The 20,825-nt window shown below is 39.2% G+C and carries 19 protein-coding genes; 8 read left to right on the forward strand and 11 right to left on the reverse strand.

Annotation, left to right across the window (positions count from 1 at the left end):
- The first annotated feature begins 67 nt into the window (after window positions 1-67).
- The 3 genes from D9K81_RS03650 to D9K81_RS03660 all read left to right on the forward strand — a co-directional run bounded on the left by D9K81_RS03650 (window position 68) and on the right by D9K81_RS03660 (window position 2,327).
- Window positions 68-718 carry a TetR/AcrR family transcriptional regulator gene (locus tag D9K81_RS03650; RefSeq protein WP_120373286.1) on the forward strand — a complete coding sequence of 217 codons (651 nt, stop codon included), beginning with the start codon at window positions 68-70 and terminating at the stop codon, window positions 716-718.
- 117 nt (window positions 719-835) lie between these two features.
- Window positions 836-1,756 (forward strand): ornithine carbamoyltransferase, encoded by a 921-nt coding sequence (argF, locus tag D9K81_RS03655; RefSeq protein WP_120373287.1) that lies wholly within the window; start codon window positions 836-838, stop codon window positions 1,754-1,756.
- Between the two features lie 100 nt (window positions 1,757-1,856).
- Window positions 1,857-2,327, forward strand: coding sequence for a hypothetical protein (locus D9K81_RS03660; protein WP_120373288.1), 471 nt, complete (start codon window positions 1,857-1,859; stop codon window positions 2,325-2,327).
- A gap of 393 nt (window positions 2,328-2,720) precedes the next feature.
- On the opposite strand, the gene D9K81_RS03665 is transcribed toward D9K81_RS03660, so the two are convergent.
- The 5 genes from D9K81_RS03665 to argC form a co-directional block, all read right to left on the reverse strand.
- Window positions 2,721-3,074 (reverse strand): YnfA family protein, encoded by a 354-nt coding sequence (locus D9K81_RS03665; RefSeq protein ID WP_120373289.1) that lies wholly within the window; start codon window positions 3,072-3,074, stop codon window positions 2,721-2,723.
- A gap of 78 nt (window positions 3,075-3,152) precedes the next feature.
- On the reverse strand, window positions 3,153-5,429 hold the full coding sequence (gene clpA, locus D9K81_RS03670) for an ATP-dependent Clp protease ATP-binding subunit ClpA (RefSeq protein ID WP_120373290.1): 2,277 nt from the start codon (window positions 5,427-5,429) through the stop codon (window positions 3,153-3,155).
- Window positions 5,430-5,438: 9 nt separating this feature from the next.
- Window positions 5,439-5,855, reverse strand: coding sequence for an ATP-dependent Clp protease adapter ClpS (gene clpS, locus D9K81_RS03675; protein ID WP_120373291.1), 417 nt, complete (start codon window positions 5,853-5,855; stop codon window positions 5,439-5,441).
- Window positions 5,856-5,874: 19 nt separating this feature from the next.
- Window positions 5,875-6,627, reverse strand: a complete 753-nt coding sequence (locus tag D9K81_RS03680) for a DUF6776 family protein (protein ID WP_120373292.1) — start codon at window positions 6,625-6,627, stop codon at window positions 5,875-5,877.
- Window positions 6,628-6,704: 77 nt separating this feature from the next.
- A complete protein-coding gene (argC, locus tag D9K81_RS03685) occupies window positions 6,705-7,757 on the reverse strand; it encodes an N-acetyl-gamma-glutamyl-phosphate reductase (protein WP_171406865.1) in 1,053 nt (350 codons plus the stop codon).
- Between the two features lie 478 nt (window positions 7,758-8,235).
- On the opposite strand from argC, the gene D9K81_RS03690 reads away from it, so the two are divergent.
- Window positions 8,236-8,985: an HD domain-containing protein gene (locus D9K81_RS03690; protein ID WP_120373293.1), complete on the forward strand. Its 750-nt coding sequence runs from the start codon at window positions 8,236-8,238 to the stop codon at window positions 8,983-8,985.
- 56 nt (window positions 8,986-9,041) lie between these two features.
- Complete coding sequence (locus D9K81_RS03695) at window positions 9,042-9,854, forward strand: alpha/beta fold hydrolase (RefSeq protein WP_120373294.1); 813 nt, start codon at window positions 9,042-9,044, stop codon at window positions 9,852-9,854.
- A 28-nt stretch (window positions 9,855-9,882) separates the two neighbouring features.
- Here D9K81_RS03695 and D9K81_RS03700 read toward each other — a convergent pair whose 3' ends face one another.
- Window positions 9,883-10,563: a M48 family metallopeptidase gene (locus D9K81_RS03700; RefSeq protein WP_120373295.1), complete on the reverse strand. Its 681-nt coding sequence runs from the start codon at window positions 10,561-10,563 to the stop codon at window positions 9,883-9,885.
- 168 nt (window positions 10,564-10,731) lie between these two features.
- Window positions 10,732-11,403, reverse strand: a complete 672-nt coding sequence (gene rpiA / locus D9K81_RS03705) for a ribose-5-phosphate isomerase RpiA (protein ID WP_120373296.1) — start codon at window positions 11,401-11,403, stop codon at window positions 10,732-10,734.
- Between the two features lie 107 nt (window positions 11,404-11,510).
- Between rpiA and ilvA the strand changes: the two genes are divergently transcribed.
- Window positions 11,511-13,049 (forward strand): threonine ammonia-lyase, biosynthetic, encoded by a 1,539-nt coding sequence (ilvA, locus tag D9K81_RS03710; RefSeq protein WP_120373297.1) that lies wholly within the window; start codon window positions 11,511-11,513, stop codon window positions 13,047-13,049.
- A gap of 93 nt (window positions 13,050-13,142) precedes the next feature.
- On the opposite strand, the gene D9K81_RS03715 is transcribed toward ilvA, so the two are convergent.
- Together D9K81_RS03715 and D9K81_RS03720 are read right to left on the reverse strand one after the other, a co-directional pair.
- Entirely contained in the window at window positions 13,143-13,688 is a 546-nt protein-coding gene (locus tag D9K81_RS03715) for a hypothetical protein (RefSeq protein ID WP_147395905.1), read from the reverse strand.
- A gap of 206 nt (window positions 13,689-13,894) precedes the next feature.
- Window positions 13,895-14,401 carry a hypothetical protein gene (locus tag D9K81_RS03720; RefSeq protein ID WP_120373299.1) on the reverse strand — a complete coding sequence of 169 codons (507 nt, stop codon included), beginning with the start codon at window positions 14,399-14,401 and terminating at the stop codon, window positions 13,895-13,897.
- Window positions 14,402-14,578: 177 nt separating this feature from the next.
- Here D9K81_RS03720 and D9K81_RS03725 point away from each other — a divergent pair, with 177 nt between their 5' ends.
- Both D9K81_RS03725 and D9K81_RS03730 read left to right on the forward strand, forming a co-directional pair.
- A complete protein-coding gene (locus D9K81_RS03725) occupies window positions 14,579-15,232 on the forward strand; it encodes a potassium channel family protein (RefSeq protein ID WP_120373300.1) in 654 nt (217 codons plus the stop codon).
- Window positions 15,229-16,566 (forward strand): TrkH family potassium uptake protein, encoded by a 1,338-nt coding sequence (locus tag D9K81_RS03730; protein ID WP_120373301.1) that lies wholly within the window; start codon window positions 15,229-15,231, stop codon window positions 16,564-16,566. Before D9K81_RS03725 ends, D9K81_RS03730 begins: the two co-directional genes overlap by 4 nt.
- A 98-nt stretch (window positions 16,567-16,664) precedes the next feature.
- Here D9K81_RS03730 and D9K81_RS03735 read toward each other — a convergent pair whose 3' ends face one another.
- Both D9K81_RS03735 and D9K81_RS03740 read right to left on the reverse strand, forming a co-directional pair.
- Window positions 16,665-17,843: a phospholipase A gene (locus tag D9K81_RS03735; RefSeq protein WP_120373302.1), complete on the reverse strand. Its 1,179-nt coding sequence runs from the start codon at window positions 17,841-17,843 to the stop codon at window positions 16,665-16,667.
- Window positions 17,844-17,868: 25 nt separating this feature from the next.
- Window positions 17,869-20,808 carry an insulinase family protein gene (locus D9K81_RS03740; protein ID WP_120373303.1) on the reverse strand — a complete coding sequence of 980 codons (2,940 nt, stop codon included), beginning with the start codon at window positions 20,806-20,808 and terminating at the stop codon, window positions 17,869-17,871.
- Window positions 20,809-20,825 lie beyond the last annotated feature (17 nt).

Genomic DNA, 20,825 nt, shown 5'->3' on the forward strand with positions numbered 1-20,825 from the left:
AAGCTCTTTGTACAAAGTTTTGCTATAATTACAAGTGTTATTTTCCGTGGATATATTTATTTCAAATATGCAAGATTTAGCTCAGTTAGAACCGCTCGCACGTGACGTACCACAAACCAAACGTGGTCATGAACGATGTGTCGCGCTTTTAGAAAGTGGTGCTGAACTATTTCTACAACATGGATATGACGCCGTTTCACTTGATGATATCGTCAATCATGCAGGTGGCTCAAAAGCGTCCATTTATAAATATTTTGGCAATAAAGAAGGTTTATTTAAGTCGATTTGTGATTATCGACGTGATCAATTTTTTAAAGACATTTGCATTCCATTCGATCCAGAGATTTCCAGTTTTCGCAATTATTTAGTCCAAACACTATTAAATTTTCAGCACCATTTAAACCAGCCCGATAAATCTGCATTTATGCGTTTAGTACTCGAACAGAGTCAACGCAACCCAGATATCGCTCAACACATTCATGAGCACGGCCCGAAACAAATTCAATTGGCGATTGCCACAGCATTAGAAAGTGGGCATCAAAAAGGTTTTCTCGTCTGTGAAAACCCCATTTTTTCAGCACAATTTTATTTTGGCATTTTACGCGATTTAGAATGGAAAATTTTAATGGGTCTTCCAAATGAAGAAACTGATCAAGAAAACATCAATTATATAAATTACTGCGTAGATCGCTTCTTGGATGGACATCAAAAGCCCTAGTTTTTTTGCATTTTTGCTGGTTTTTGGTATAGAGTACTTGATTCTCCTTTTTTTCATTAACCAACCAACAACTAATTGTTGTTTATTTTTTGATTCAGCAATTATTGTGGAGTAATCATGGCTCTGCGTCATTTTCTGACTTTACGCGATTTATCGACTTTAGAACTTAACCAAATTGTGCAACGTGGTATTGAGCTGAAACGCAAACAGCACAACAATGAAGTGTTCCAACCATTTGTTGGCAAAGTAATGGGCATGATTTTTGAAAAATCAAGCACTCGTACGCGTGTATCGTTTGAAGCTGGTATGAGCCAGTTTGGTGGTAGTGCAATCTTCCTTTCATCACGTGATTCACAATTGGGTCGCGGTGAACCAGTAGAAGATTCAGCACGTGTAATTTCAAGCATGCTAGATATCGTCATGATTCGTACTTTCGGCCATGACATCGTTGAACGATTTGCTTCTTATTCAAAAGTGCCTGTTATTAATGCTTTAACAGACGATCACCACCCTTGTCAGTTACTTGCAGACGTACAAACTTTTGTTGAACACCGTGGTTCAATTGAAGGAAAAACAGTTGCTTGGATTGGCGATGGCAACAATATGTGTAATTCTTATATTGAAGCTGCACACATGTGGGGCTTTAAATTAAAAATTGCTTCACCAAATGGTTATGAACCGCAAGAGCAATTTCTGTCTGAATTTGCGCACTGCGTAGAGCTTGTAGACTCAGCTGAAGATGCTGCTGTCAATGCTGATCTAATTGTGACTGACGTTTGGGCGAGCATGGGCCAAGAGGAAGAGCAAAAAGTACGTGAAAAAGCATTCGCCGACTATCAAGTGAACGAGCGCTTAATGGACTTAGCTCATCCAGATTGCCTCTTCATGCACTGCTTACCAGCTCACCGTGGTGAGGAAATTTCAGAAAATATGCTTGACCACAAAAATGCAGTGGTTTGGGATGAAGCTGAAAATCGTTTACATGCTCAAAAAGCATTGGTTGAATTCTTAATTAACGAAAATCTTAAAAAAGACTAAGTTTTTTCGTGGAATAAAGAGCACCTTCGGGTGCTTTTTTTATATATGCATGGCTATAATCAAAACATAAATTTTATAATTTCTGAAAGTGACACTCTCCATGCATTTAAAAAAGATTGGCCTGTTCCTGATTGCTACTATTGGTTCTACACTATCTCAAGTTCATGCCTCAGAATTTGATGACTACCTACAATCAAAAAATATCATTGATCAAAATTTTAAGATCCAACAGCCTGAAGCATTGAATGAAGTACTGACTGTATTAAGTGCTGAAGACTCCAAAACACTTCCCATTGAAATTGACCACAACACCATTATTGAGCAATTACAAGTCAGTGCAACTAAAACCGAATTAAAAGGCATGATTATTACACCTGATTTTGCACAATTTGAAGCTGATTTGGGTCGTAAGGAAGTTCAGAAAATCATTATGAAAAATTTAGTACAAAACTGCCCTATTTTCTTTGAGCATGAATATCAGAAAAAAAATCCATATTTGGTTGAGTTTGATTTAAGTTCAGAGAAAAACCATTACAAACTTGAATTAAAGCAAAAAGATTGTGGGCTTTAATCGTTACTCAATCTTTGATACAAAATGCAGATAGGCTTCTGCAAACATCTTTGCATCTTTCAGAAGCCTCATCACCACAATAAAACAGCGCCAATCTTGCCACGTACGATATTATTTTTAACTATTATTCAATACTCATTATTAAGAGTATAAGGCTTGTGAATAAGCACTATGTTAACTATTCAAGTTTAGTCAGAAACAATCTAAATATCCTTCTGCGTGGTAAATCACAACATATAAACTGCAACTCAATGCACTCAAGCAATCTATACCTGAGCCCTTATGCTCTCTAAAAAACTAGAGAAAAGATACACATTTCCTTTATATATTTCAAAATAGCCTTGTCCGAACTAAAGTCTTGCTAAATATTGACTTACAATTAACTTAAAAATGCTATCGAATCACGCCTTGTGGTTGCAAAATAATTAATGCTGCTCCTACCAAAACCACCGCCCCACCTGCTAAATCCCAACGACTCAGACTGACTTGATCGACATAACGAAGCCAAAGTAATGCAGTAAAAATATAAATACCGCCATAGGCTGCATAAATACGCCCAGAAGCTGCCGGATGTAAGGTTAATAGCCAGACGAATGTACCCAAAGCTAAAGCTGTTGGGATCCAAAGCCATTGGCTTTTATTTTGATTTAAAATTAAATAAGGGAAATAACAACCTAAGATTTCCATCACGGCGGTGATTAAAAACAAAAAGAATGTCGTTAATATTTTAGCAAAAGGAAAATCCAAAACCTTAACCCTTTAAATCAATTGAATAGTAAAAAATAACCCGTGACAACACGGGTTATTTTAAGTCAGTTATGCAAATTATGCTGGTTCAGCAGTTTGATCTTCAAACACTTCCAGTTTTAAACCAATCGCTTTGCCATTTTCTTTTTTCACAGAAACAGCAACATTACCACCATGTTCAGCCAACTCACCAAATAGAATCATTTCCGCAAGTGGTTTTTTCAAATGCTCTTGAATTAAACGCTGCATAGGTCGAGCACCCATGAGGCGATCATAGCCGTTTTCAGCCATCCATTCACGGGCATCTTGATCCACTTCTAGCATCACTTTTTTATCATCTAACTGTGCTTGGAGTTCAGTTAAGAACTTATCAACCACATTTTCGATGACTGTTGTAGGCAATGCACGGAACTGAATCACACCATCCAAACGATTACGGAATTCTGGTGAGAATGCTTTTTTCATTGCATCTTGGTTGTCATTACTGTTGTCTTGGTCCATAAAGCCAATGCTGACACGAGAAATACTTTCTGCACCAATATTCGTTGTAAGGACCAACACCACATTACGGAAATCAGACTTACGTCCATTATTATCCGTTAATGCACCATGATCCATAATTTGAAGCAACAGATTAAATACATCTGGATGCGCTTTTTCAATTTCGTCCAAAAGCAATACACAATGCGGATTTTTATGAATCGCATCAGTCAACAAACCACCTTGATCGAAACCTACATAGCCTGGAGGCGCACCAATCAAACGGGATACGGCGTGACGCTCCATATATTCAGACATATCAAAGCGTACGAGTTCTACACCCAGCAATTTAGCCAATTGCTTAGTGACTTCAGTTTTACCCACACCTGTTGGGCCAGCAAATACAAAGCTACCGACTGGTTTGTCTGGAGACTTCAAGCCTGCACGAGACAATTTAATTGCAGAAGATAATGCTTCAATTGCTTCATCTTGACCAAAGACCACACGCTTTAAATCACGATCTAAATGCTCGAGTACAGATTTGTCATCCTTAGATACCGTTTTTGGCGGAATGCGTGCAATTTTAGAGACAATATCTTCAATATTTTCAACTGTAATTGCAGTATCGTCTTGCTCTGCTTTCAAGCGACGTTGTGCGCCAGCTTCATCAATCACATCAATGGCTTTATCTGGTAAGAAACGGTCATTAATGAATTTAGCCGAAAGCTCAACTGCCGAAACCAAAGCTTGATCTTCGTATTTCACATGGTGAAATTCTTCAAATTTAGATTTTAAACCACGTAAAATATCAATGGTTTCTGAAATTGAAGGTTCATTCACATCAATTTTTTGGAAGCGACGTGATAAAGCATGATCTTTTTCAAATACCTGACGATATTCTTGGAAAGTGGTCGAACCGATGCAACGTAAAGTACCATTTGCGAGCGCTGGCTTGATCAAATTCGATGCATCCATCGTGCTACCCATACTTGAGCCTGCACCAATGATCATGTGAATTTCATCAATAAATAACACTGCTTCTGGTTTTTTCTTTAACGCATTTAACAGTTGTTTTAAGCGTTTTTCAAAATCACCACGATATTTAGTACCAGCAACCAATGCGCCAATATCCAAACTGAATATTTCAGCATTTTCAAGTGGTTTAGGCGCTTTACCATTGACAATGAGCCAAGCTAAACCTTCAGCAATAGAAGTTTTACCAACACCAGGATCGCCGACTAAAAGTGGGTTGTTTTTACGGCGACGGCATAGGATTTGAGCTGCGCGTTCAATTTCTTTTTCACGCCCAATGAGCGGATCAGTTTTACCCTTTTGCGCTTCGACATTTAAATTAGTTGTATAAAGCTCTAATGGTCCTGCATTGGCTGAAGCTGCTGATTCACCATCCAGCTCTTCCACTTCTTCTTCAGCTTGTACTTCTTCTTTACGTGTTCCATGAGAAAGGTATTGAGTCAATGTCAAACGATTAATTTGATGGCGTTTGAGTAAATACACCGCAAAAGAATCACGCTCAGAATACATCGCCACCAAAATGTCCGCACCTTCAACCGTACGGTCACCACCACTAGATTGCACATGAAAAATCGCGCGTTGCAAAATACGGTCAAAACTTTCCGTAGGATGAGGCGCTTGATCCTGATTTTCACCCAATTTTGGTGTGTGTTGTTCGACGTATTCTTCTAACTCTTTGCGAAGCACAATAATGTCTGCGCCACATGCTTTTAAAGCATTTACAGCAGAGTCATTATCGAGTAAAGCCAATAATAAATGTTCTACCGTCAAAAACTCATGTCTCTTTTGACGAGCCATGCTGACAGCCAAACGTAATGATACTTCTAATTGACGACTGAGCATGCAACCCCCTTAATCTTTGGACTCTATCTGACAAAGTAATGGATGACCTTGTGATCGAGCGTAATTATTGACTTGGTTCGCTTTAGTCTCCGCGATGTCTCGCGGATAAACACCTGCAACACCTTTTCCTTCATAATGTACAGTTAGCATTACTTGAGTAGCTTGGTCAAGATTCATTGCAAAGTATTGTTGTAAAATTTCAATAACAAAGTCCATTGGGGTGTAGTCATCGTTCATTAAAACAACAGCGTACATTGGTGGACGTTTAAATTCTGGTGGTGCAGTCATGACCGCTGCATCTGAATCACCTTCTTCATGCGAATCGTCATTGCTCAAGCGTGGGCTAAGATGCCAATCGACCAATCCAGATTGATGAAAAGAGTCTTTGATACTTGATAGGCTAATTTGACGCTTATTTGTTCGCATAATTTTTTTGTTACACACTTTAGTTTACGTTTGCTTCAGTTTGGGGAATTTCCGAAAGGAATGCTGCTTGGTTATCTACCGCAGGACCTTTCGTCCAACTGAAACGACGGATGACTTGTTTACCTGAACCATTTAAACGCACCTCAATAAAGCTTGGATTAAAGCCTTTAGGCATAGTCCATCGACCAGTTAAACGTTCATTGTTTTCAAAATTAAAGTTTTTATCTTCCATAGGCACAGTCAGAACTTCTGTACCTTGGATTAAGCGCATTTCGACACTACCCGACACATTGGCTTTATTGGGGCTCACCTGCATTAAATCCAGTTGATATTCAAAAGCATTTTCTGGTAATGGTTTAATCGCTAAATGCTGTACTGCCAGCGCAATACCACCGCGTTGGCGCAATACTTCACGATACAGCACACCAAGATTTTCGGCTTGCTCTTGTGCATCACGAGATTTAATGACAGTCAGACCCAAATCATTTGAGTTACTTACTGCAATATCACGCTCTTGTACTGCTGTATTAAGTGATTTGTGAAGTACAGCCAATTCAGTTTTTTGCTTTTGTACGACTTCAACCAATTGCTCTGCATCTGCATCATAGCCCACAACCGTTAGGCCTTGGCGATGCCCTACCGAATAGCCCAACAAACCACTGCTTAGTGCAACAATTGCAACACCAGCAACCAAAGGCATATTGCTTTGTAAAAATGGTTTTTTGTTACTTGAAGTCGGTTCTGACGTGATATTAGAGTCTGTATTCGGCATCGTCGTCTCTTGTTTGATTTATTCAAAACACACATTTAAATCGAAATCTAAATGTGTGTGAAGTTTTAATGCGTTTCTTATGGTAATAAACCAATGCCTTGTAATCCTGCATCTTCTGCAAAATTAAACATTAAGTTCATGTTTTGTACTGCTTGACCTGCAGCACCTTTCACGAGGTTATCTTGCACAGCAAGAATCACCAGCTTTTTAGGCTGTGGTTTATACAATGCAATACGTAATTGGTTAGCACCACGAACTGTACGTGTTTCTGGTGAACTACCCGCTGGCATCACATCTACAAATTGTTCATTCGCATAGAAAGCTTCATATAAACTTTGTAAGTCAGCTTCAGCACCTGCATCAGTCAAATCAATATAGATTGTGCTCAGCATGCCACGAATCATTGGCACCAAATGAGGTACAAATAAAATTTCGTTAAATACATCTTTTTGACCTGAAATATTTTCAAGTGCCTCTACAATTTCAGGATGATGGCGATGACCCGCTACGCCATAAGCCTTAAAGTTATCAGCATTTTCAGAATAGATCATACCAAGGCTTGCCTTACGACCTGCTCCAGATACACCAGATTTCGCATCAATAATAATACTTTCAGGTTTCACTAATCCTTCAGCTTTAAGGACTGGTGCTAAACCTAACTGTACGGTTGTTGGATAACAGCCTGGGTTGCCAATCACATTGGCTTGTTTAATTTTGTCACGGTTTAATTCTGATAAACCATAAACTGAATCTTTTAATAGCTCTGGACATGCATGGTCTAAACCATACCATTTCTCAAATTGAGCTAAGTTTTGCAAACGGAAGTCTGCAGCAAGGTCAATTACTTTAGTATTTGCAGCGACCAATTCTTCTGCATGTTTCATCGCTACACCATGCGGTGTCGCAAAAAATACAACGTCACATGCTTTTAATGCATTGATATCAAGGTCTGAATATTTGAGTTCAGTGTGACCACGTAAGCTTGGAAACATGTCATCGACACGGCGACCATTTTCAGTACGTGAAGTCAAAACCTTTACTTCCGCATTTGGATGACGCAGTAAAATACGGAGCAATTCAACGCCTGTATAACCTGTACCGCCGACAATACCAACTGAAATCACGCGCATTACCTCAAATATAAACAATCCATTTAATGACTGCATAGTATGACAGGAAGTTGAAGTTTTCTGAACTGTTTTGGTTGGGATTATTTAGCGCTACTGCGTGAAATTACAGGAATTAAACAACGCGACTTCATCATTTTGCAACAAAATCTAAAATGCTTATTTTCTAGCATCCAAATATGAAGCAATTTAAGCTCTAATGTTCTCATTGCTCTCAAACCTGTCTACATTAGATTTAATTTAGGATCATCCCTATACATTTATCTAAAAGTGCACTTTGATTCATTTTAATGTGGCAAGCTAAAAGCTAAATATAGAAAAGTGGTGTAGTAAACAAATTTAAGTTATGACAAAAAATTAAATATATTATTTTCAATATTTTAAGTTTAAATAAGTCGTTTTAAAGTACTATTCTTGCACACAATTAAATAGCATGTATAATAATTAGAGTATTTGCTCTAAAAAATAAGAGTACTCACTTATGATTGGTTCTCGTGCATGGATGCAACTGAGTCAAGGAAGGCTTAGTTTTAAAGAAAAGATTCTATTGGCAAATCAAGTTTTGCTTCCATCAGCTTTGGCTTTCAGTAAAACTTTATTTCTAAAATCACCCGCTGAAACTTCCTTAAAATTCGCGCATATTCGCATGCCTGATACCGCTATAGTTAAAGATGCTGTTGATGAATTACACAGCACTGCTCAACCAAGCATTGTCATGCATTCATGGCGTTGCTATTACTGGGGTGTTGCTATTGCACGTACTAAACACTGGCAATTTGATGAAGAGAGTTTTGCTGTTGCCTGCCTCATGCATGATCTGGGTTTAAATCAAAATAGCTCTGAAACCTGCCAATGTTTCACTCTCGCGAGCGCTTTAAAAGCCGAACAGCTATGTCTAGCACATGATTATCCCGAAGATCGAATGACAAACATTTCTAATGCCATTTGCCTGCATTTTAATGGTTATTTAGATGAAACGGATAACAACTTAACGAAAGAAGTATTACTCATGCAAAAAGCAACTGCCTGCGATGTGATTGGTACAGATTTGCACCGTATAAGCACCACATTTCAAAATGAGGTACTACAGCAGTTTCCACGTCAGCAATTTAATCAGCAGTTCAGGGAGTTATTAAAAAAAGATGCTCTGCACCGACCTCATTCGCGTAACGCGCTACTGTGCAAATTAGGTTTACTGCAAATGATTCAAATGAATCCATTTATAGAATAAAAACCCGCTCACCATCTATAACTAAAAATAAAAATTTGAATAAGGATTTTTTTGATATGACTGAATGCACTCAAATCACCTTTGACTTTGCTGGTTACCCCATAATTGCAGACGTTTATATACAACCCGAAAATCTGCATACGCTCATTCTATTACCAGCTTTAGGTGTGAGTTTAAGTAAATATCAAAACTTTATTCATCAACTGACTAAAGCTAAGATCAATGTGATTGCGACTGACTATCCGCACTGCGGTCGAAATTTTCCTACAGTTTCTGCAAACATTGACTACGGCTATGCAGACTTGCTGCACGCATTTATTCCAAAGTTAGAACAGATTGCCTTAGACAGGACAGGTCAATCCCCTATTCTACTCGGACATAGTATTGGTGGACACTTGGCTACATTGTATGCGCAGACGCATTCTATTTCAGTGATTGGCCTTGCCACAGGCAATATTGGACTTAAATATTGGGATATAAAAGGCAAACTGATGATTTTAAAAGCAGTGTTTGCCATAAATGCACTCATTGTGAAAGACGGTTATTTACAGGGAACCAAAATTGGTTTTGGAAACAAAGAAGCAAAAACACTGATGCGAGACTGGTCTAAAACTGTTTTTAGTGGCAAATACACACATATACTTCCTCATGCATCGATTGCTCAAAGTAAGGCGCTATTTGTATATTTTGAACGAGATCATTTTGCACCTCAATCTTCTACACTGGCCTTGAGTCGCTACTTTAGCAAACCTCAAGTATACAGTTTAAATCTGAGCACTGCCGTTACAGGCAACCAGCACAGCGCTTGGACCAAGCAACCAGAAGCTGTAGTCAAAATGATCCGAGAATGGCTAAATTCTTCTTTTTAAGAATTTAATATCTTAAGCAAATTTACAACTATGACGTTATCCACCAATAAGGCATTGGCGTCGTTTTCAAAATTTTACGATGATTTTTATAATTGAGATCCTGTTTTTCCACTTCTGCCCAAAATTTTGCACTATGATCAAAGTGTTTAGTGTGAGCCAACTCATGCACCGCAACGTAGCGGGTTATTTCCTGCGGGAAAAGTACCAAACCACTATTGAGCATAATATTATGCTGAGCAGAACAACTCCCCCAACGAGTTTTCGGCTGTCGGATCGCACATTGATTAAATTTCAGACCTGTCTCAATGCTCAGCTTTTCTAAATACGGCGGTAAATGTGTTTTAGCATAAGCAATTGTAAAAGCTTTTAAATAACTTTCGGGCTGACGATCACTAATAAAAAGCTGATGATTTTGCTGATCTAAAATAAAAGAGTTTTTCTGTGTTTGATAAACAATACTTAAAGGCTGATCCAAATTAAATAATTTTATTTCGGTTGGCAAAGTTCGATCCTGCAAGCCTACTTTTTCCTGTTGCTTTTGCCATGTTTCAATCATCCATTGTTCGGATTGTTTTAAAAATTCTTGAACTTGGCGCTGGGTACAAAATTGCGGAACAGTTAATTTAATTTGGGTTGGTTCTACACGCAGTCTTAAGCGTGTTGCGCGTAATTTTCGGGTGATTTGTATTTCGGGTAGGTTTTGAGTCATTTATTCTTTTATTAAAAGTTCGTAAACAATACATAAAATTGAAATTTGAACAGTTTTCAAAAATATATTGGGAGTTCCATCTCCCTCTGGGAGAAGGTTAGGATGAGTGAACTGTTAACACAACCTCTCCCTAACCCTCTCCTAAAAGGAGAGGGAACCTTCACCGTATTAAATCGCTGTACGCTCTTCAATACCGTTATCAGTTGCAACAACAGCAATATCTGCTTTGTTTAATGCAAAGATACCGTTACATACCACACCAGGGATGTCGTTCAAGGTTTTTTCAAGCTCTAAAGCATTCAAAATATTTAGATTGTGAACGTCTAAAATTACGTTACCGTTATCAGTAATAACGCCTTCGCGGTAGACAGGATCACCACCTAAAGCAACAATTTTACGTGCAACAGCAGAACGTGCCATTGGAATTACTTCCACAGGAAGTGGGAAATCACGGCCCAATTGATCGACCCATTTTGAATCATCTACGATACATACAAATTTTTTCGCAATAGACGCAACGATTTTTTCACGTGTAAGTGCTGCACCGCCACCTTTGATCATGTGCATGTGACGATCAATTTCATCCGCACCATCTACATAGGCATCTAGGCCACCAACGCTGTTCATATCAACAACTTCAATACCTAATTTTTTTAAACGTTGTGCAGTTGCTTCAGAACTTGCAACAGCGGCTTCCAATTGAAGCTCTGGCAATAATTCAATGAGGAAGTTTACTGTACTTCCTGTACCAACACCCAAAATACCGCCTTTAGGCAAGTGTTTTAAAGCTGCTTTAGCGACAGCTTGTTTTTTTTCATCTTGGGTTGCATACAGACTCATAACTTGGCTCAACTATTTTTTGACATTTGTTGCTGATTTTACAGCCCAAATGTACAGGGGTTTGTTACAATAAACGCCTATTTTAAACTGTTAGATGGAAAATTAACATGCTGTCTCGTTTGGTTCGACAAATATTACAGGCAACGGTCTATGACGTTGCAATCGAAACCCCACTCGAAGCAGCGCCACGAATTAGTGAAAAGCTCAAGAATAATATCCGTTTTAAACGCGAAGACTTGCAGCCTGTCTTTTCTTTCAAATTGCGCGGTGCATACAACCGTATCAGTCAATTACCGAAATCTCAGTTAGAACGTGGCGTTATTACTGCTTCTGCAGGTAACCACGCACAAGGCGTGGCTTTATCTGGCAAAAAGTTAGGTATTCGCGCCATTATTGTGATGCCAAAAACCACACCGGACATTAAAGTACAGGCAGTCAAACGTCTTGGTGGTGAAGTTGTACTGCATGGTGACTCTTTTGATGTTGCCAATAAATATGCTATTGCACGCGCACAAGAAGATGGCATGACGTTTATTCCGCCTTATGACGATGAATTGGTTATGGCTGGTCAAGGTACGATTGCCAACGAAATTTTGCGTCAATGGCGTGATGTGGAATATGTATTTGTTGCAGTGGGCGGTGGTGGCCTCATTGCAGGTGTTGCAGCCTACTTAGGCGATGTTGCACCGCATGTGAAGGTCATTCCAGTAGAATATGACGAATCTGCATGTTTAAAAGCTGCATTTGAATCCAATGAACGTGTGATTCTTCCATCAGTCGGTTTATTTGCTGATGGTACAGCTGTAGCACAAATTGGTGAAAAACCATTTGAAGTCATTCAACTACAAAAATCTGATAATTCTGGCCCAATCGTTGAGCGTGAAGTTGTTCTTGTAAATACAGATGAAATCTGTGCAGCGATTAAAGATACGTTTGATGAATGCCGTAGCATTGTAGAACCATCTGGCGCAATGGCTTTGGCTGGTATTAAAAAATACGTTGCAGAACATGGCCTAGAAGGCAAAAACATGGTGTCCATTGTTTGTGGTGCGAATATGAACTTTGACCGCCTGCGTTATATTGCAGAACGTACAGAACTAGGTGAACGCAAAGAAGCTATTTTTGCAGTGACCATTCCAGAAGAAAAAGGCTCTTTCCTCAAATTCTGTCGCGCATTACAAGGCCGTAACATTACAGAATTCAACTACCGTGCCAGCGATGCATCAGCTGCACAAGTCTTTGTCGGTATTAGCTTAAAAGGCGGTGAAAAAGAACGTCATGACATCTATGAAACTTTGAAATTTGAATACGATGTAGATGATTTATCTGATGATGAAGTGGCTAAATTACATATTCGTTATTTAATTGGCGGTCATGCAGATATTGAAAATGAACGTTTATTCCGTGTTGAGTTCCCAGAGCGTCCAGGCGCATTGCTGACATTCTTGGAACGTCTTGGCCCAACGCATAATATCACGTTATTCCACTACCGTAATCATGGTGCGGCTGAAGGTCGTGTCTTAGTAGGCATGGAAGCAACCGATGCCAAACAAAACCCTGATGGTTTAGTCGAAACATTGGAAAGTATTACTTATCCTTATGCTGAAATTACCAACAACTTGGGTTACCAACGCTTCTTGAAATAACAACTTTATAATTAAAAAGCCTGCATTCATGCAGGCTTTTTAGTCTCAGATCAACATGTCTAAATAACTAAAAAACCATCTACAATAGTTCGCTTATGTTGATTGCAAGCAATCTGATATTGAAAATAATTCAATTTTCAATTGCTCCTCTTTAAATTGCTTTTCAAACTTTTTGCAAAATTTATTCAGCTTTTCTGCGTGTTCTGGTACAGCAATCCAATAATATTGATCTGCATAAATGAGTAACATCCGATAATGATGTGCAACTAATCGCTCATAAATTTTAGATAAAATCATCTCAATGACTTGTTCTTTGACTTGATAATTTTTTCCAATCTTGTCTTTATGTTTATCATAATGGTATAGCGTGGGTTGCACCGCTTGCATTATTTCAAATTGTGCTTTGTCTAAATCTATCGCCAAGTCTTGCAACACAGCAGCCTGATGAATTTGGCTGTCTAAAGTATGTTCGGGATGTAACCCGACTAGATAACTTCGAGTATGATCCTTATTTTTCTCAGTCATCATCCATGCTTTAAAATGTGAAAAATCACGGCGCTGGCTTTCTTTAGGTACTTTTTTAAAATCTAGCTCTGGAAACCACTGCTGTAGAATTTTATAAATTTTTTTATCATTCATGGTGATCGCACTTAAATATAAGGCCAAACAATCGACCCATTTTAACCATTAAAAGCCTTTTGCATACACATTCATCAATTGAATTGACTCATGAGCTAAAGCATAGCAATGCAACTTGAACGATTGATGACAACAATTTAAATAGGCTAAATTCAATCCTATTATACAAAAAACCCCTTAATAAAAGCCTTCCATTTACAGCTAAATCAATCCATTCGAACCATAGGTTCAGATGCAGTAAACACCCGATTAAAATGATGAGTAATATTTTGGATTAACTCATCATTGGCGGGTACAAGCATCCAATATGGGTTGTCGTGCTCAATGGCCAGTAGCACCAAATCGTAAGGCTCCACAAACATTTGTATATTGCTTAAAATCACTTTATAGGTAAATTCAAAATCATAAGCATGCAGTTGATCTTCTTCATACTCCACATTTAGGTCTGCGCTTTCATACATATCGTGAAAAGTCGCCAGCTCATCTTGAATATGATTTTTTAATTCATTCCAATCAATTTGAAATTGTTGTAGTCGATGACATTCAGCGATCCCATTTTGCTGTATGTCTAGACCATCTAAGCGCATTAAATTGGGATAAAGCTGATTAATCCATGCTTCAAAGTTAGAAAATAGTTCTGGCTCATCGGGTAAAGGCACATCCTTTAATTCTGGAAATGCCAATCGTATTTGTTCATACAAAATTGCACTCATCTCCCACTCCTTACAGCGTGGCCCAGTATTTGGCTTTTATTTCTTTACAGCATGTAAGCTGAATAGCTGGACAGATCAGAAAAAGATACTATATCGAGAATAAGCTTAGATGAATCTGTTGCAAGCAAACAGCAGATAATCGTTAGTAAATATGATCGCAATTCAAAAGGACGAGATATGGCGCAATTTGCAGTCATTGGTTTGGGTAGTTTTGGCGCAACAGTCGCGACTGAATTAATTGGACTTCATCATGATGTGATTGGAATAGACAGTAATAAAAAATATGTAGAAAGTATTTCGGAGCAACTAACACATGCGGTCATTGCCGATGCAACCGATGAACATGTGCTTCAGGAATTAAATATACAAAACTGCGATGCTGCTGTTGTTGCGATTGGTGAAGATATTGAAGCCAGTATTTTATGTGTGCTTCATCTAAAAAATATGGGTTTAAAAAAGATTTGGGTAAAAGCAAAATCCAAAGCACACCACATGATTTTAACGCATTTGGGCGTGACCAAAATTATTCACCCAGAAGAAGACATGGGCGTTCGTGTCGCGCAATCGCTCAGCTACCCAATGGTCAGTCGTTATATGGTTTTAGAAGATGATCATTACATTGTAAAAGTTCAACTTAAAGAAGCACAAAATGGTTTGCGTTTTCATCAGTTAATGGATCAAAGTGAAGTAAAAACCTTATTGCATAAACGAGATAAGGAAATTTTATTTAGTATTGACCCTAATATGATTCTGCAAACCAATGATATTTTAGTTGTTGAAGGTTTACTCGAACCCCTACGCCGTCTAGCTAAGCACTTTAAAACCGAATGAAACTACATAATAAAAAGCGCAAGACCCTCAATCTCAGCCCACCCAGTATATTAGCACTGGGCTTCTTGAGTTTGATTTGTATTGGTACTTTGTTGCTGAAACTACCCTTTGCACATCATCAAGAACTCAGCTGGTTACATGCTTTGTTTACTGCAACCTCTGCGGTGACCATTACCGGATTATCCGTGGTCAATGTGGGCGAAGCATATACCGTTTTTGGCAAAGTCATTATTATGCTTTTGCTTCAATGTGGTGGTTTAGGCTTTATGACCTTTGCCATATTAGCCGTCATGAGCCTGTCCCCCAAAATTGGCTTAAAACAGCAAATTTTAGCGCAAGATACCATTGGAGAAACCAGTTTACGCAAAGTAAGTTACACCGTTAAAGGTGTATTACTCTACTCCTTATTTTTTGAAGCCATTGGCACCATTGTATTAACGCTCGCATGGCTCGATGATTATAATTTTGCCCAAGCATTTTTTTATGCCGCCTTCTACAGCATTTCAGCCTTTAACAATGGGGGCTTTTCACTTTTCCCCAATAGCTTAATGAGCTTTGCAGACCAATACGTGATTACCTTTACCATCAGTATGCTGTATATCATTGGTGGGGTTGGTTTCTTGGTGCTGATGGACATTAAACGACATAAAAAATGGCGAAGCTTAAGCACCAACAGCAAACTGATTTTAAGTAGCATCTTAGGTTTAAATATTACTGCATTTCTGATTATGTGGGGTTTAGAAGCCAATAATCCTCTAACCTTGGCGCACATGAGTTTGGGGGATCAAGCCGTCAATGCTTGGTTCCATGCGACCGTGCCCCGTTCATCTGGATTTAATAGCTTGCCGCTTGAGCACATGAGCAATGCATCTGCATTAGTCACCATGCTTCTGATGTTTATTGGTGGCGGTTCACTCAGTACAGCGGGGGGCATTAAAGTGGGCACCTTTATTATTATGGTGCTTAGCGTAATTACTTTTTTAAGACGTCAAGATGAACTGCGCGTGTTCAACCATTCGGTATCTAAAGTTACATCATTTAAAGCATTTGCTGTAGTTTCTATTACCGTGATGCTGATTTTTCTTGGCTTCTTCAGTTTGTTGCTCCTTGAGCCAAATAAAAACTTTTTAGACCTATTATTTGAAACGGTTTCAGCTGCTTGTACAGTGGGCTTATCGCGTGGCATTACGGGTGAATTACAACCTACAAGTCTATGGATACTCATGCTACTGATGTTCGCTGGTCGTTTAGGGCCACTGACCTTGGCTTACTTAATTGCCACACCTAAAAAGAGTCGCTTAAAACATCCTCAAGCTGAAATTCAAATTGGATAATAAGAGCTGACTGTTATCAACCATCTGCATTGTTCCTATAAAAAAACCACGCCGAAGCGTGGTTTTTTTATGACTATGTAATTCATGACTCAATCACATTAGTACCAATTCATTAAAGATACACCCAAGCCAACATAGGTTGCGCGGTGGTTATAATCAATTAAGCTTTCGCCGTAGCCATCAAATAATTGCACTGTACCACGCAATTTACCGCTGATTGGGAATGACCAATCAAACTGCATTGCACCATGAGAGTCATCACCACCTTTTAAAGAGTGACGTAGCATGAGGCTAAACTCGTGATCATTCCAACGATAAAATGCCGTCATATCACCACGGCCCACATAGTTTTTAATATCTGGGTTATTGTCGTCTGGCATGTTTTCTTCAAGTCTATACCAAGGACGAAGCATCAGCGCAAAGTTATCACGCTCAAAACCTAGATTTAAAATGACACGGTTCCAGCTACGCGACCACGGATCAGAACGACCATTTGATTGGTGGTTAAAGGTCAAACCCAACATGCGCCAATTTAAGCCCAGTAACTCATAATTAGTACGAAAAACAATACTGGCTTCTGGCTCATAATTGGTCTCACGAAATGGACGTGATTCATCTTCGTTATATACCTGCCATCGAGATGACTGCGTATAACCTAACCAAACATCGCCATTGTCACCAAACAAGTTTTCGACCGCTTTGGTTTTTAACGACAACTGGAATTTAGCCTCCATCGATGTTAAACGTGTTTCTTCCGCTGCTGTCACTTTATTGAGTGGATTTGGGCTATTAGGTTGCTGATTTTTATCCGAACTCCAAAAGCCAGGTAATAAATACACTGGCTGATAGGCACGAATATTCCATGTACCTAACTTGCTTTCAGGCGAAAGCTCCCAACGTCGATCTAATAAAGACAAATCAGGAGATAACTTCGGCGCTTCGACTGCAAATAAATGCTCAGACAGTGCATTATTTACTTTATCTTTCAAGCTAAGCTTGGCCGTCGGTTCAGGTTTAATTTCCTGAGCGGCTTGACGTTCCGAAACCAACGATGGCGCATTCACAGCAGGCAAAGGTCTAAACAAAGTGTCATAGCACGTCAAACGCTCAACGTTTGAATCCAATGCTATACATGCCTGTGCAGATGCTGGGTTAGGCGTATCTTTTACGAGAGGCGTAGATGCTGTTTGTACATCAGCATGCGCGGTTACGGCCACGCATGCAGTAAAAGCAACACCATACTGTAAAGACTTACGCACAGAGTTACGAAACGTCATAAAGTTCCCTTCTTGTTTTATTTATTTAGTTCACTTGTTTAATATCAAAACCAAGTTCCACCAAGATGTCACGTTTCGCAACAGGTGCAACCACAGCTTTAGTTGGCTTTTGCGATTGAATATAGGTTGTCGCTACACGCTTCAAATCATCCAAGTTCACCGCAAGCAAACGCGTACGCAATAACTTACGATAAGCAGGTGTACGCTTATGAAGCAATGAATAACATGCAGTAATCGCTTCACCTGCTGGTGAACCCGGTTTGTCCATGCTTGCAATTAAACCTAAAATCGCTTCTTCCAACTGATGCTCTTGTTGTGGCGCATTTAACAACCATTCAATGCTGGCATCAAAATCAAGGAATGTTTCTGCCAAACGTGGATCACGGTAGCTATAGAATCGGAATGAACATGCATTGCCGTCATAGCTTGCACCGCCACCATAAGCACCACCTTTTTCACGAATGGCACTGTGCAAGAAGCCATTACGCAAATAAACAGCCAACACCATTAACGGCGCTGCATCTGGGTGTGATACTTCAACAGCAGGATAAGCAGCTGAACAGAATTGAACATTGGCTTGAATTAACCATGCTTCATCATTTTCTGTAACTGTTGCTTTAACTTGAGTCAACTCGCGATCATTTGGTTCAATTGATAATTTATCCCAAATGGTTTGAATTTCTTCAACTAAACGTTCAGATTGATGCTCTTCACATACCAACAAGAATTGTTTAGGTGCTTTTAAAATACGATGATGAATCAACTTCAATTCGGCAATTAGGGCATCGTAAGCGGTTTCATCTTGTTCAATTTTCGCTGTAAGCTCTGTTAACCAATTCAGTGCACCTAAACCGGTATTATTGTAATCACGTAATGCTAATGCACTGTGATTACGCCCAGCAATTTGCATCGCATAGCTATGACCAGCACCAGACACACGTGACTGCCAACGTGTTTTACGTTGTTGTAATAACTCGATAATACGATCTTTTTCATCAAAACGTAGTTGCTCGAACGCTACTTTTAACAAACGAATCGCGTCTAAATTATTGACCAAAGACTTCGTGGTCAAAGTTAACCATGCTGTAATTTGGTTTTTATCATCAAGTTTAGAGCGTAATGAAGCCCCCATACCTAAGCCACCACTCACAGCTGTTTGCAACTGTTGTAGTTCTAGATAGTCATACTCACCAGCACCCACTTCACCCATCAAAATAGACAATAAGTTGAAATACGGCGACTGTACGATATCTTGTGGAATTTGTACCAATACTTGTTGGTAATAAATCCCGTTGGTTCCCGCATGGTATAAATTCAATGGCGTATCTAAACCATTACTGATAATTTCACGCAGTTGACCTTGTACAATCTGCAATTCTGCAGGTACATCTTCTAAACCGACTTTAGGTAAAAGATTCAAGTCATCTGGTGTATCTTGGCGTATTTTCAATGCTTCAGTTTGGGCTTCAATTTGAGCTTTCTGTTCATCAGTTAACGCTGCACCAATTGCTTCCAAACGCGCTTTTTCTGTTGCAGCTTCTTTTGCTGACTTTTCAGCATCCGGAACCAACGTCATTTGTACACGGTGCGGGTTATCAATCAAATGCGTTTGGATCAAGTTTGAAAGCCACATTGGATCTTTCAATTCTTCTTTCACTTGTTCAATGGCACTATCTACATCCCACACATGAACAGGATCAGAATGATGGATTGCGCTACCTAAACCATTCAAAATGAGGCTTAAGCCGTATGGTGTACCATCACCATTAATTTCACGTTGGTGCAATTCAATTTGATGCAAAATTGCCTCAACCATTTGTGCATCAACTGGTGCAGAAGCGACCTGTTCAAGCACTTTAAACACGCCCGCTTTAAATTCTTCAGCATGCTCAGGATTTGAACCTTGTACACCACAGTAGAAAGTCATTTCAAAGTTTGAATCATCTACACCCATAATTGGGCCTGTAGACTGCGCATAACCACAAGTTTCTAGGTAATGGCGTAAAGGCGAAGCAGAATCTTCTAGTAAAATCCCTTCAACCAAACGCATGCCTAAGCGCAATTTAATATCGCTTGCTTCAGGCAATAACCATGAAATGATGTGATAAGTTTTATCTTTCAGATCTTCTGCATCTACTGCATAGCTTTCTGTGACTGTGACTGGAGCTGTTAAACGACGTTCTGCTTTAGAGTATAAAGTCTCACCTTGCTTAAACTTAGACAGTGCCAGTGTTTCAAATTGCTCTTGTAGGTTATATGCAGACTCATTACCAAAGGTCATAAACACCGCATTACTTGGGTGATAATGCGATTTGTAAAAACTTACTAGCTCTTCATAGCTCAAATCTGGAATATCTTTTGGATCACCACCAGAATTGTAGTGGTATGTTGTTTCTGGGAATAAATGATGTGCTAACTGATGATAGAGCTGATCTGAAGGTGAGCTCATTGCCCCTTTCATTTCATTAAAAACTACGCCTTTATAAACAGGCTCGCCATTTTCTAGCTCAATACGAATACCTTCTTGAGCAAAATCTAATGGATTTAGATTGGCTGCAAAAGCCGCATCCATATACACTTCAAGAAGGTTTTGGAAGTCTTTTTTGTTTTGTGTCGCAAATGGATATGCTGTCCAGTCCGCGGCTGTAAACGCGTTCATAAAGGTATTCAGTGAACGACGAATCATTAAGAAGAACGGATCGCGTACTGGGAATTTTTCTGAGCCACACAATGCTGTGTGCTCTAAAATGTGTGCTTCACCTTTTGAATCCATTGGCTGGGTGCGAAAAGCCACTAAAAACACGTTTTCATCATGATTGGCAGCCAAATGATAATGCACTGCACCAGTCACTTTATGTTTATATTCAGACACTAAAATGTCTAGGGCTTCAACATGGTGTTGACGTACCAACTGAAACGCAGGATGTACAGTTTGTGAAATGGTTTCAGTGACATCTACAGTCATGTGGTCTCCTCAATTTA

Origin of the sequence: Acinetobacter chengduensis (assembly GCF_003664645.1) — a bacterium.
GTDB classification, from domain to species: domain Bacteria; phylum Pseudomonadota; class Gammaproteobacteria; order Pseudomonadales; family Moraxellaceae; genus Acinetobacter; species Acinetobacter chengduensis.